Below are 13,283 nucleotides of genomic sequence, written 5' to 3' on the forward strand. Positions count from 1 at the left end.
AAGGGTTCGGCTGGAAGTGTGCGCTACCTCACCTGCTAAGTGAGAAGGAAGAGCTTCAACCCATCTGTGGTTCGGCTGTAACTGACTTTGATATAGCGCACTCATACTATGTTGCCTTCTGTGCTTAGGTATTCGGTTACCTTCTCTTCCTCCAGGCCTGAGTATGACCGTACTTAATCCAACTAATAGTTGGGTCAGGAACCATCTCTGACTCGTTGTGCTTGCTTCCTTTTCCCTTCGATTGCACCGGCAAGTGTAGCTTTTCTTTCGTCATATCATTGGAATCGATTCACTCCATAAGGATTATGACCGGTGCGGACAACTACGCCAGCACCAATCGCTATCTAGACGGAGTGGTTGGTATTGGTCACACAACGTTAGTCTTGGCGGACCGTTGTGTGTCCCATCTCCTTCCCTTGTACTTTCTCTTCTTTCTCACTTAGAGTATACTCTTCTCATTCACTGCCGGGTGTATATATCTTTCTCTCCAGTCGAGCGGTCATGTTTAGTTAGGCGAAAAACAGCCGACCAACCGCCGCTGGGCGGGGCTTTCTGGGTGTTCGCGGCCAACGGATCGGCAGGTCAAGCTAAACTAAACACCACCCAGTCAAGTTGTGTGTCTGTCTGCGGTGGAGAACACCCAGAAAGCCCCGACGCCGTTGAGGGCTGCGACTCGCTGTCGTTCGAGAGAGCGACGCTCTCTCGTGATGACGAAAGACGCGCGGCGTCTTTCGAACCACGATCCTCGGACTTCGTCCTGCGGTTCTTACATCGTGGTTGGAGAGACCTTCGGTCTCTCCTCATCACGAAACGGCTGCGCCGTTTCGAACGATCTCGCTCCTCAACGGCGTCCCCCCCTTTCGACCCCACGCTGCAGTGGTTTGGCCGGTCAGTTTTCGTCGGACGAACTGCCATCTTCCAGCCGCGGTACGCTGTTCGCGATGGTTCTGATGAACACTCCTGTCCACTCCGGTAGAATTGCAACTGTAGCCACTCCTCGTGGTATCACGATTCTTTTCGAGATACGCACGAACGTGTACATAGAAACCCCTTTACCCGCCCACTTTCACCACCTAACTGAATGAGTTTAGCCGAGTCGGATCGCGAACTCGTCGTCGAGGAACTGGGTCGCGAGCCCACCCCGGCCGAGGAGACGCTGTTCGAGAACCTCTGGAGTGAACACTGTGCGTACCGCTCCTCGAGACCGCTGCTCTCTGCGTTCGAGTCCGGGGGCGAGCAGGTCGTGATCGGGCCGGGTGACGACGCGGCGGTCGTCTCCCTCCCGTCGTACGAGGAGACCGAGGAGGAGATTTACATCACGATGGGGATCGAGAGCCACAACCACCCCTCCTACGTCGATCCGTTCGACGGGGCGGCGACGGGCGTCGGCGGCATCGTCCGTGACACGCTCTCGATGGGGGCGTATCCGATCGCGCTGACCGACTCGCTCTACTTCGGCGAGTTCGACCGTGAGCACTCGAAGTACCTCTTCGAGGGTGTCGTCGAGGGGATCAGCCACTACGGCAACTGTATCGGCGTCCCGACGGTGGGTGGCAGCGTCGACTTCCACCCCGACTACGAGGGCAACCCGCTGGTGAACGTCTCCTGTGTGGGACTGCTCGCCGCGGACCGACTTGTCACCGCCGTCGCCCAGCAGCCGGGGAACAAACTCGTCCTCGTCGGGAACGCGACGGGACGCGACGGCCTGGGTGGGGCCTCCTTCGCGAGCGAGGACCTCGCCGAGGACGCAGAAACCGAAGACCGCCCCGCCGTACAGGTGGGTGACCCCTACGCCGAGAAACTGCTCATCGAGGCCAACGAGTGTCTCGTCGAGGAGGGCCTGATCGAGTCCGCACGCGACCTCGGCGCGGCCGGTCTCGGGGGTGCCTCGAGTGAGATGGTCGCCAAAGGCGGTCTGGGTGCGCACATCGAACTCGAGCGGGTCCACCAGCGCGAGCCGAACATGATCGCCCTCGAGATCCTGCTGGCCGAGAGCCAGGAGCGGATGTGTTACGAGGTCGACCCCGAGAACGTCGAGCGCGTACGCGAGATCGCCGAGCGCTTCGACCTGGGCTGTTCGGTCATCGGCGAGGTGACCGACGGCAACTACGTCTGTACGTTCGAGGACGAGACGGTCGTCGACGTCGACGCTCACTTCCTCGGCGAGGGCGCACCGATGAACGACCTCGAGACCGCGCCGGGTCCGGAGCCGGACGTGGACCTCCCGGAGACGGACCTCGAGACGGCGTTCGAGGCGGTCGTCTCGAGTCCGAACACGGCTTCGAAGCGGTGGGTCTACCGTCAGTACGACCACGAGGTCGGCGTCCGCACGAGTGTCGGGCCGGGTGACGACGCGGCCGTCATCGCGATCCGTGAGTGTGGGACCGGACTCGCCATCTCCGCGGGTGCCGCGCCGAACTGGACGGCCGTTGCTCCGGAGGCGGGTGCGCAGGCGGTCGCCCTCGAGAACGCGACCAATCTGGCGGCGAAGGGGGCGACGCCGCTCGCGGCGGTCGACTGTCTGAACGGCGGTAACCCCGAGAAGCCAGCGGTCTACGGCGGGTTCAAGGGCATCGTCGACGGTCTCGCCGCGATGTGCGAACGGCTCTCGGTGCCGGTCGTCGGCGGCAACGTCTCGCTGTACAACGACTCGGTCTCGGGGCCGATTCCGCCGACGCCGACGCTCGCGATGGTCGGCACGAAGGCGGGCTACGACGCCCCGCCGGCGGCCGTCGAACCTGCGGGAACGCTCCTGCTCGTCGGTGACGACGCCCTCGAGTCGGGGTCGTTCGCGCTCGGCGGGTCGGAGTACCTCGCGCGCGTCGGCGGCAGTGACCGCTTCCCCGGCCTGCCCGACGAGCCGGCGGCGTTCGTCGAGACGCTCGCCGCGGTCGCGGACGACGAGTCGACCCTCGCGACTCACGACGTGAGCCACGGCGGTCTCGCCGTCTCGCTCGCCGAGATGGTCACCGAGTCGGCCGGTCTCGCCGTTTCCCTGCCCGAGGGTGTCGACCCGGCGGGAGCGCTCTTCCACGAGGGGACCGGTCGCGCGCTGGTCCAGACGACCGACCCCGAGGGCGTCGCCGAGGCGTTCGACGGCGTCGCCCCGGTCGTCGAACTGGGCGAGGCGACCGGCGACGGCCGACTCGTGATCGACGCCGGTGACGAACAGCTCGCCGCGACGGCCGCGGAAATCGGTCATTTCCGTTCGTGTATCGAGGCTGCACTCGAGTAGGCAGCTGTTGAAACCGCGGCTTCTTCGGCGCTGTCGTCGGCTGCGAGCGGGTCTCCGATGGCCGGACGCCCCGTTTCCCCCACGTTCAATACTGTGCTGAAGGGAGGAAAGTATCGATTAGACGTGCGTAGAAAAGCTGACTGAACCCGTTGACTTTCACCGGACGGGCCGTGTGAATCTACCCTCCGGTATCTTGATATACCTTCACTACAAGTCGTACTACGAACAGCCCTTCGGAGGCCTTCCAGATGGTCCAGCAACCCCACGTACTGATCGTCGAAGACGAACCCGACCTCGCGAACCTCTACGCCGCCTGGCTACAGGACTCGTGTACGGTCGAAATCGCCTACGACGGCACCCAGGCGCTCGAGGCGATCGACGAGGAGATCGACATCGTGTTACTGGACCGGCGGATGCCGCGCCTCTCGGGGGACACCGTCCTCGATACGATCCGCGAGCGCAAACTCGACTGCCGGATCGCGATGGTCACCGCCGTCGAACCGGACTTCGACATCATCGGGATGGGCTTCGACGACTACCTCGTCAAGCCGGTCTCGAAAGACGAGTTGCTCTCGGTCATCGACCAGTTGCTGTTGCGCTCGACCTACGACGGCCAGCTACAGGAGTTCTTCGCGCTCGCCTCGAAGAAGGCCCTCCTCGACGCCCAGAAGAGCGAGGCGGAACTGCGCTCGAGTCGCGAGTACGCCGCACTCGAGGACAAACTCGCGGTCCGTCGGGTGCAGGTCGACGAGACGATGACGGAACTGCTCGAGCGCGACGTCTACCGTCGGCTGTGTCAGGACATCGTCCGCGAATCGATCCTCCGGGAGTAGCGCCGACGTTCAGCGGCGCTCGAGCGTCGTCACGTCGGTCACTTCGAAGCGGGTTCCGCCGTTTTCGCCGTTGGCGACCGAGACCTGCCAGCCGTGAGCGTCGGCGATCGCTCGCGCGACGGCGAGACCGAGACCGTCGATGTCGCCGCCGACGTCGGCCGCGGGGTCGAGGACCCGGTCGTGGGCGTTCGGTGGAATCTCGGAGGCGTCGTCGAGGAGGAAGAAGCCGCGCTGGCTGGTCGCGACCCCCGGCGTCTCGAAGCCGAGGAGTCCGACCTGGACGGTGACCGCCCGCTCGGCGCGCGCGGCCGCGTCGTCGAACACGGTCTCGAGCATCCGCGAGAACCGTTCGGGGTCGGCGCGGAGCGTCGCCGACTCCTCGACGATGACGGTCGACTCGTCGATGCGCGACGCCTCGACCGCCGCTTCGACCGCCGTCTCGAGGTCGATGAGGGTTCGCAGGCCGACGCCGCTCGCGTTGCGGGCGAACTCGCGGACGTCGTCGACGAGCCGTTCGGTCCGCTCGAGCGTGCGCTCGACGCCTTCCTCTGCGAGCGGGAACTCCCACTCGTCGGCGGGCGTCTCGTCGGTCTCGAGCGCGTCGGCGATGGTCTCGAGTTCTCGCGTGAGGTCTTTCGAGAGGACGGTCGCGACCGCCTCGAGGCGTTCGGTCTGGCGTTCGAGGCGCTCGGTTCGTTCCTCGAGGACGCGCTCGCGGTCGGTTCGGTCGAGCGCCGCCCGGGTGTTCTCGACGAGCGTCGAGACGAGTTCGAGGTCGGTCTCGTCGAAGCGCTTCGGTTCTTTCGAGCCGGTGATGAGGACGCCGTGGGTGCCGATGGGGGCGATGATCTCGGAGCGGATGGTGGTCTCGGGGTTGTAGAGTCCGTCGACGTCGTGGAGGTCGTCGTAGAGTCGAGATTCGCCCGACTCGAAGACGTCCCAGACGAGTCCCTCGCCCTGACTGAAGCGGGGGAGACCGCCGAACTCGTCGTGTGCGCCGGCGGTGCCAGCGACGGGATCGAGCGAGCCGTGTTCGTCGTCGAGCAGCCAGATGCCGCTGATCGGCAGGTCGAGGAGGTCGCTCCCGGCGTGGACGGCGATGGCACAGATCTCTTCGCGGTCGTTGGAGCCGAGCAACCACCGCGTCACCTCGTGGAGTGAGGTCACGATCCGCTCGTGGTCGTGGCGTTCGGTGACGTCGCGGACGATACTCGCGAGTTTCGCCTCCCCTTCGTCGATCGGGACGAGACGCACCTCGCTCACGCGTTCGGTCCCGTTCGCGTCGGTGAACGGGACCTCGAGTTCCCGGTAGCGTGCCCGTCCGAGGTCGATATCGTTGATGGCGTGGCCGATTTCGACGGCGTCGTCGGCGTCGATGGCCGCCAGGTCGAAGACGGTCTCGATGTGCTCGCCGATGACCGCTTCGCGCTCGACCCCGAGCGTCCGCTCGAGCGTGCTGTTGATCGAGGCGACGTGGTTGTGCCGGTCGAGGATGACGATGCCGTCTCGCGTCGCTTCGACCACGGCGTCGTGCTGGGCGAGTTTCGCTTCGCGCTCCTTTCGGTGGGTCACGTCGCGCATGTAGACGGCGAGTCCGTCGTCGAACGGGAACGCGCGGGTCTCGAACCAGGTTTCGAAGGTGGTGTGGTAGACGTCGAACGAGACTGCGGTGCGGTCGGTCATCGACTCGTAGAATCCGTCGGGAAACTGGTTCTCGATCGCGTGTGGGAGGACGTCCCAGACGACGCGTCCGAGGAGGTCCTCGCGTGGGCGTTCGAACACGGCCGCCGCCCGGCCGTTACAGTGAGTGAACCGCCACCCCGCATCGACGGCGAAGTGTAAGTCGTCGACGTGGCCGACGTCCGGCGACGGGTAGTTACGACTCACGGAGACTCACCGTCCCCCGTCGGGTCTCCCCCTTCGAGCCCGGTGTGATCTAATTCCCCCATGTCCTCACCTGTTGGTCTCCCTGCTACTACTGCGACGAGTTATTTGAGTGTCGTGGCCGTTCTGATGGAACGTTCGACGACCGACTCGAGCGGGGCGTACCACTACCGGTGTTGTCACAGCCACTACACATGGTCGTTTCGCCTCCGGTCTCCGTCACCCGTTTCTGTGTGGCCGTCCCTGCTCAGGAGTACGACGGCGGTGTCTCGGGCACCCCGTCACGCTGGTTCAGGACGCGGGCGATGGTGAACAGGGCGTCCGAGAGCCGGTTGAGGTACTCGACTGCGACCGGACTCACCGGTTCGACCGCAGCCAGGGCGACGACGCGTCGCTCGGCCCGTCGGCAGACGGCCCGTGCGTGGTGGGTTCGCGCGCCGTGCTCGCTGCCGCCGGGCAGGACGAACGAGCGCAGCGGCTCGAGTTCTTCGTCGTAGCCGTCGATCCACGACTCGAGTGCGGCGACGTGCTCGGCGGCGAGCGTCGGGCCGTCCGCAGCACTCGCTCCCGACTCGCCACCCTCGTGGCTCTCTGCGTCCGTCTCGCCCGGTGCGGCGAGTTCTGCCTGGAGAATGTGGAGGTGGTTCTGGATCCGTTCGAGGTGGTCGTCGACGTCGTCGTAGCCGGCCGGTCGAATCGTGCCGACGAGCGCGTTGAGTTCGTCGACCGTCCCGTAGGACTCGATGCGCTCGCTCGCCTTCGAGACGCGCGTCATGTCGCGCAGGTCGGTCTGTCCCTCGTCACCACGGCCGGTGTAGATCGACATGGTTCACTCGAGGGCGCGTGGACACTTAGGTCCGGTCGGTTTCTCGTTTCGTCCGACAGATGCTCCCGTCACCGGTGATGTTCGAGCCGCCACGACCCGTCTACCCCATCGAGACGAGCATCACGACCGCGAGCGCACTCGTGAGGAGTGCGACCGGGAATCCGATCGCGATCAGGCGACGGATCGGGACGTCGACGCCGCTTCTGGCCGCTTGGTCGAGGACGATCAGCGTCGCGGCGCTGGCGATCGGCGTTGCATTTCCCGCGAGCGTACTGACTGCTGCGAGCAGCAGCCACCCGCTCGCGTCGTCGACCGTCTCGGCGAGGACGAGCACCGCCGGGACGTTACTCACCAGGTTCGAGAGCACGAACGTCGCCCCCGCGAAGGCGGCCACGCCGTCGAATCCGCCGAGGAACTCGAGCAGCGCCGTTCCCTCGAGACTGCCAACCAGGACGAACATGCCGACGAAGAGGACGAGAATACTCCAGTCGACGCCCTGGAGGACGTCGTTTCCGGGGACCCGTCGGTAGAACTGGAGCCACGCGACGTGGACGATCCCGAGCGAGGCGGCGATGAATCCCGGCTCGACACCCGGAAACGCCGCCAGCGCGAGGAACGTCACGAGTAAGAACCCTGCACTCGAGAGCGCCCACCTCGTGTCGAGGTCGGGAACCTCGACCGGCGAGAACGGCGCGTCCGCGCGCGTCAGCGGCCAGAGAAAGGCGGCCGCGACGGCGAGGCTCACGAGTGCGACGGGACCGAGCGCCGCGACGAACTCGAGTGTCGTCAGCTCGCTCCGGCTCAGGATGTAGGCGTTCTGTGGGTTGCCGAGCGGCGTCGCGACGCTGCCGATGTTCGCCCCGAGAATCACCGCGAGCAGCGGTGCGACGGGGTCGACCCTCGAGCCGTGGAGGGCGACGACTAGCACCGGCGTCATCAGGAGCACGGTCGCGTCGTTGAGTGCGAACGCACTCGAGCCAGCGGCCAGACAGAGCGTCCCGTAGGTCAGCCGTCGCCCTGTTCCCGCCCACTGGACGAGTCTCGCGGCCGCCCAGGTGTAGAAGCCACTGCGTGCGAGCGCGTCGACGTGAGCGAGCATGCCGAACAACAGGAGAATCGTCCCGACGTGGACGCTCGCGAGCGCCTCTTCGAGCGTGATCGCCCCGATGGCGACGACGCAGACGGCTCCGAGCGCGCTCGTGACCGCCCGGCTCACCGGATAGGCACGGATCCGCCTGACGAACAGGAGCGCGAACGTCCCGAGGACGAGTGCCGTCACCGCGACTTCGGGAGCCACCGGCGATCACTCGAGTCCGATCAGCCCGTCGAGAACCTCCTCGAGCGGCGTCGTGGTCACCGCCAGGGAGTAGCCGTCGATGCGCGCGAGGTCGGCCGCGTGGTCCCACAGCATCTCCTCGTCGAGTCCGTGGAGGACCACGGCGTTCGGCGTCGGGTTGACGACCCGGAGGGCGACCAGTGGCGACTCGCCGCGGGTGACGTTGGTGAAGACGAGCGCGCGGTTCGTACTCTGGCCGTAGAGGCGGAAGAACTCCTCACTCGAGAGGCGGGTGATCGCCTGGATGCTGTCGATAACGGTGTGGCCGCTGACGTGGTCGTTCGTCCCGGCGGTGATCTCGGTCGCGCCGATTTCGTCGTACAGCGTCGAGAGCGCGACCGTGGTCGCGTACTCGCGGAGGTCGTAGACGACGTCGCTCTCGAAGCCCGCCGAGAGGACCCGGCCGTACTGGCGGATGCGGTCGCCGCCCCGGCGTTCGTCGATGGCGAGCAAGCCGTCGACGAGTCGGCGGACGACGCCGATGCCCGGACTCTCCCGCCGGCCGCTCTCGTAGTCTGAGATCACCGACGAGGAGACCTCGAGTTCTCCCGCCAGGTCGGTCTGGGAGATGTCGAAGTCGGTTCGCCACTTGCGCAAGGTCGCCCCGGGGTCGTCACTGAGGGTGATCTCGCCGGCGATCTTCTCTGCGAGCTCTCGCTTGGGTCCACGACCGCCCATGTGGCCCGACTCGGGCGGTCCGGTGAAGTAGCTACCGAAGCGCGCTCACGGGTGCGCTCGTCGCTCGAGTCACCGCCGGCTCACCGACTCGAGAGCGCGCCCACGGCCAGTCCACCGAGACCGCCGAAGACGAGCGGGTAGGCGACACCGGCGAGGAGGACTGCCATCAACGGGTCGGGCCGGATCGTCGCACTCCCCACGTCGACGGCGAAGAGGACGATGCCGAGGATACACAGCGGCGCGTAGCCGACGGCGACGGTCGCTCCGGCGAGGGCCGTGTCGGCGGGTGAGCGGCTCTCGTGGCGCGCTCGCACGGCGACGAGTGCGCCGGCAGCGACCAGCGCAACTGGTGGGAGCAAGAAGAGGTACCAGAGGGTCTCCTCGCCGCCGGTCAGGAAGTTCTGGTAGCCCGAGGAGAGGAGGGAAATGCGTGGAACCTCCGTGTCGACGTTGTGGGCGTTGTAGAAGAGCCAGCCGACCGCCTGCCAGTCGATGCGACTCCCGGTCACCTCTTCGATCACGATCACGCGCAGGTCCTCACGGACCGCAGAGAGCGTCACGACCGCGCTCACGAGCAGGCCGACGATCCACGCACCCGCTCCCGCGAGCGCACCGGCCGCGACCGGAACCGAGAACCGTGTCTCACTCATACCCCCTCCGTCGTCGTCGCCGACGAAAGTCGCTTCCGTTCGTGTCCGACTCGAGACCGCTCTCGGCTGACCGCGACCGTCCGGAACCACTAAACGCGTCTCACTCCAACCACCGCCAATGGCCGACTGGACCGAAACGTACCGTCCGACGACGCTCTCTGCGGTCCGCGGGAACGACAAGGCCCGCGACGCGCTCCGGAACTGGGCGGAGCGCTGGGAGGACCACCGGAAGGCTGCCATCGTCCACGGCAGCCCCGGCGTCGGCAAGACCTCGGCCGCGCACGCGCTGGCGGCTGACATGGGCTGGCCGGTGATGGAACTCAACGCGAGCGACGACCGCCAGGCCGACGTCATCAAGCGCGTCGCCGGTGAGGCCTCGAAGACCGGGACGCTCACCGCTGGCGGCTCCGGGCGACGGCTCGTGATCCTCGACGAGGCCGACAACTTCCACGGCAACGCCGACTACGGCGGTGCACGCGAGGTCACCCGCGTCGTCAAGGAGGCGACCCAGCCGGTGGTTCTCGTCGCCAACGAGTTCTACGACATGAGCAACACGCTCCGAAACGCCTGCGAGACGATCGAGTTCCGCGACGTCTCGAAGCGTTCGATCGTCCCCGTCTTACGCGACATCTGCCGGCGCGAGGGCGTCGAGTACGACGAGGCGGCACTCGAGGCGATCGCCGACTCGACCAGCGGCGACCTCCGCTCGGCGGTCAACGACCTCCAGGCGGTCGCCGAGGAGACCGACCGGCTGACCGTCGAGGACGTCGTCACCGGCGAGCGCGACCGCACGGAGGGTATCTTCGAGTACCTCGACACCCTGCTCAAGAACGCCAGTGCCGAGGAGGCGCTGAAAGCCTCCTACGACGTCGACGAGACGCCAGACGAGTTACTCAACTGGGTCGAGGACAACGTCCCCAAGGAGTACGCGGGCGGAGAACTCGCCGACGCCTACGAGTTCCTCTCCCAGGCCGACCGCTGGCTCGGGCGCGTCCGCGCCACCCAGGAGTACACCTACTGGCGCTACGCGAGCGACAACCTCACGGCGGGGGTGGCCGCCTCGAGACGCGAACCGAAGGGTGGCTGGACGCGCTACGGCCCGCCGAGTTACTGGCGCAAACTCGGCCAGACACGCAGTACGCGCGACCGGCGCGACTCGATCGCCCGTCGGGTCGCCGACGCCGAGGGGACGAGCCTCGCGACCGCTCGCCGGGAACTGCTCCCCTACCTCTCGGCGATGACCCACCACTGTCGAAACCGCGACCTGACGGTGCGGATGGCCGCGGCCTACGGTCTCGACGCGAGCGAACTCTCGTTTATCACCGGCTCCGGTGCGGACACCAACAAGGTCGGATCCATCGTCGAGGACGCCGCCGACCTCGTCGCCGAGCAGGCCGTCGAGAAGGGTGGCAACGCCTTCTTCGACGCTGGTGACCCGAGTCCCGACGACACCGGCGACGGATCCGAGACCGCCGAGTCGGACGAGACGGCCGCCGAAAGTGGGGACGGACAGGTGACACTCGGGGCGACGCTCGAGGACGCCGCTGGGGCGGACGGCGAGGACACGGTGACCGACAGCGAGGGTGACGGGTCGGCGAACCAGACCGACGACCCGGGTTCAGCGTCGGCTCACGACGAAGACGACGGCCAGTCGGGCCTGAGCGATTTCTTCTGAGCGGGCAGACAGTCCGGCGTTCGAGACACCTCACTTCTCCTGAGGACGATAGGACTACGTCGGATGCGCTCGACTCGCTAGTTGGTGAGCGACGATGGTCGCGTCCCACATCTGTCCACTATGTACGGAGCGTTACGACGAGGTGGGTCACTTACGTGTCCACCTCGAGGTCGAGCACCGAAAATCAGAACTCGCACGGTTCGCCGTCGAAGCCGGTCGTCGAGGGTCGGACCGCCCGGTCGAGGAGCGTCACCCGACACCGCCGGTGTGACCGTCTCCGCCGACTTGCCCGACGTACGCTCGAGCGGTGCTCCCGAGCGCGCTCCGAACCGCATCGACGACCTCGTCGGCGGTATCGACGTCGAGCGGGGGTACCGTGGCGACTGTCACGCCGGTCATCCGCTCGAGTTCGGCCGGGTTCGTCCGTTCGGCCCGTGACGCCCCGCGATACTCGTTGAGAACGATCGCTCGCACGTCGACTCCCCGTCGCTCGAGCGCCTCGACCGAGAGTGCGGTGTGGTTCAGCGTCCCGAGTCCGGCCCGCGCGACGAGAATCGTCTCACAGCCCAGTTCCGAGACGAGGTCGATCACCTCCCGGTCTTCGGCGAGTGGCACCCGGAGTCCGCCGACTCCCTCGAGGACGCCGACCTCGCCGCGCGCGAGTTCGCGATCACAGGTCTCGCGGAGCGACTCGTAGGTGAGCGTCTCGCCGGCCAGTTCGGCCGCGACGGACGGGGCGAGCGGTGGCTCGAGGTAGCGCGGACAGGTCGCCGCGTCGACGCTCTCACAGACGCGACGAACGTAGGCGGCGTCGTCGTCGGGTGGGTGACCGGTCTGTGCGGGTTTGACCGCCCGTGCGTCGACACCCTGTCGGCGAAGCAGGGCGGTCAGCCCGGCGGTGACGACGGTCTTGCCGACGCCGGTGTCGGTGCCGACGACGGCGACTCGCACGGCCATCAGAGGAGACCCACGGCTTCGCCGGCTGTCTGAAACGCCTCGAGACAGGCGACGATGTCCGCCTGGCTGTGCGTCGCCATCGGTGTCAGCCTGATCCGGCAGGTGCCCTCGGGGACCGTCGGCGGGCGAATCGCTGGGGCGACGATGCCCTCCTCGCGGACCGCAGCGGCCAACTCGAGCGCCTGCGTGCGGTCACCGACGTAGACGGGGAGAATCTGGGCGTCGCCGAGGACGGTGTAGCCCATCGACTCGAGTCCGTCTCTGAGGTGGGCGACGTTCTCCCAGAGGTGTTCGCGGACGTCGCTGTGGCGGGCGATGTGGAGGGCTTCGCTCGCGGCGGCGGCCGCGGCGGGGGCGAGTCCGGTCGAGAAGCCGAACGAGCGCGCGTCGTTGATCAGACACTCGACGACGGCGTCGCTCGCGGCGACGTAGCCGCCCTGGCTGGCGAGGGCTTTCGAGAGCGTTCCCATCTGGATGTGGACGCGGTCTTCGACGCCCGCTGCCTGGACGATGCCGCCTGCGTCGGCGTACAGGCCGGTCGCGTGGGCTTCGTCGACCATCACCCACGCGCCGAACTCCTCGGCGACCGCACAGAGGCGCTCGAGCGGGGCGACGCTCGCGTCCATACTGAACACCGTGTCGGTGACGATCAGCCAGGAGCCGCCCGCTCCGTCGCGTTCGTGGGCGGCTAACTTCGTCCGCAGGTCCTCGACGTCGCAGTGACGGTAGACGACGGTCTCCGCGTCCGAGAGCCGACAGCCGTCGATGATGCTCGCGTGGTTGAACTCGTCGGAGAAGATCACGTCCGGCTCGAGTGCGGTGATAGTGCCGACGTTCGCGGCGTACCCAGAGGAGAACGTGAGCGCGCGGTCGGTTCCTTTGACCTCCGCGACGAGACGTTCGAAGTCGTGGTGGACCATCGTATCGCCGGTGAGCAGCCGACTCGCCCCGGCGCTCGTCCCGACGGTCGCCGTCGCCTGTCTGGCCGCGTTCTGCACGCGCTGGTCGCTCGTCAGCCCGAGATAGTTGTTCGAGGCGAACACCAGCTCCTCACTCGAGTCGAGAACGGGCAGGTCACCACTGACGGGCTGGGCGAAGTAGCCCCGTTCTGCGACCCGGTCTGCTGGCGAGAGCGTGCGTCTGAGGTCGTCGTCCTCGAGCGCTGCCAGCCGCGTCTCGAGGTCGAACCCGCGGTCTTCCATCTGGGTG

The 13,283-nt window shown here is 66.6% G+C and carries 10 protein-coding genes; 3 read left to right on the forward strand and 7 right to left on the reverse strand.

All coding sequences use genetic code 11. The features are described from left to right. The first annotated feature begins 1,081 nt into the window (after positions 1 to 1,081). Together purL and N0B15_RS14960 are read left to right on the forward strand one after the other, a co-directional pair. On the forward strand, positions 1,082 to 3,235 hold the full coding sequence (gene purL, locus N0B15_RS14955) for a phosphoribosylformylglycinamidine synthase subunit PurL (RefSeq protein ID WP_263020518.1): 2,154 nt from the start codon (positions 1,082 to 1,084) through the stop codon (positions 3,233 to 3,235). 248 nt (positions 3,236 to 3,483) lie between these two features. Then, positions 3,484 to 4,068: a response regulator transcription factor gene (locus N0B15_RS14960; protein WP_263020519.1), complete on the forward strand. Its 585-nt coding sequence runs from the start codon at positions 3,484 to 3,486 to the stop codon at positions 4,066 to 4,068. Between the two features lie 9 nt (positions 4,069 to 4,077). On the opposite strand, the gene N0B15_RS14965 is transcribed toward N0B15_RS14960, so the two are convergent. From N0B15_RS14965 to N0B15_RS14985, 5 genes are all read right to left on the reverse strand, one after another. Further along, positions 4,078 to 5,955: a PAS domain-containing protein gene (locus N0B15_RS14965; RefSeq protein WP_263020520.1), complete on the reverse strand. Its 1,878-nt coding sequence runs from the start codon at positions 5,953 to 5,955 to the stop codon at positions 4,078 to 4,080. A gap of 244 nt (positions 5,956 to 6,199) precedes the next feature. Further along, entirely contained in the window at positions 6,200 to 6,778 is a 579-nt protein-coding gene (locus N0B15_RS14970; RefSeq protein WP_263020521.1) for a cob(I)yrinic acid a,c-diamide adenosyltransferase, read from the reverse strand. Between the two features lie 100 nt (positions 6,779 to 6,878). Beyond that, the gene (locus N0B15_RS14975) at positions 6,879 to 8,075 is read right to left on the reverse strand and encodes an ArsB/NhaD family transporter (RefSeq protein WP_263020522.1); all 1,197 of its coding nucleotides are present in this window, start codon (positions 8,073 to 8,075) and stop codon (positions 6,879 to 6,881) included. A 6-nt stretch (positions 8,076 to 8,081) separates the two neighbouring features. Further along, on the reverse strand, positions 8,082 to 8,792 hold the full coding sequence (locus N0B15_RS14980) for a helix-turn-helix domain-containing protein (protein WP_263020523.1): 711 nt from the start codon (positions 8,790 to 8,792) through the stop codon (positions 8,082 to 8,084). An 80-nt stretch (positions 8,793 to 8,872) separates the two neighbouring features. Then, the gene (locus tag N0B15_RS14985) at positions 8,873 to 9,442 is read right to left on the reverse strand and encodes a DUF7978 family protein (protein ID WP_263020524.1); all 570 of its coding nucleotides are present in this window, start codon (positions 9,440 to 9,442) and stop codon (positions 8,873 to 8,875) included. Between the two features lie 118 nt (positions 9,443 to 9,560). Between N0B15_RS14985 and N0B15_RS14990 the strand changes: the two genes are divergently transcribed. Then, a complete protein-coding gene (locus N0B15_RS14990; protein ID WP_263020525.1) occupies positions 9,561 to 11,117 on the forward strand; it encodes a replication factor C large subunit in 1,557 nt (518 codons plus the stop codon). 249 nt (positions 11,118 to 11,366) lie between these two features. On the opposite strand, the gene bioD is transcribed toward N0B15_RS14990, so the two are convergent. Both bioD and N0B15_RS15000 read right to left on the reverse strand, forming a co-directional pair. Further along, positions 11,367 to 12,074: a dethiobiotin synthase gene (bioD, locus tag N0B15_RS14995; protein WP_263020526.1), complete on the reverse strand. Its 708-nt coding sequence runs from the start codon at positions 12,072 to 12,074 to the stop codon at positions 11,367 to 11,369. Continuing rightward, positions 12,074 to 13,276, reverse strand: coding sequence for an aminotransferase class I/II-fold pyridoxal phosphate-dependent enzyme (locus N0B15_RS15000; RefSeq protein ID WP_263020527.1), 1,203 nt, complete (start codon positions 13,274 to 13,276; stop codon positions 12,074 to 12,076). Before N0B15_RS15000 ends, bioD begins: the two co-directional genes overlap by 1 nt. Positions 13,277 to 13,283: the final 7 nt, after the last annotated feature.

Origin of the sequence: Natronobiforma cellulositropha (genome assembly GCF_025629245.1) — an archaeon.
Taxonomy (GTDB): Archaea; Halobacteriota; Halobacteria; order Halobacteriales; family Natrialbaceae; genus Natronobiforma; species Natronobiforma cellulositropha.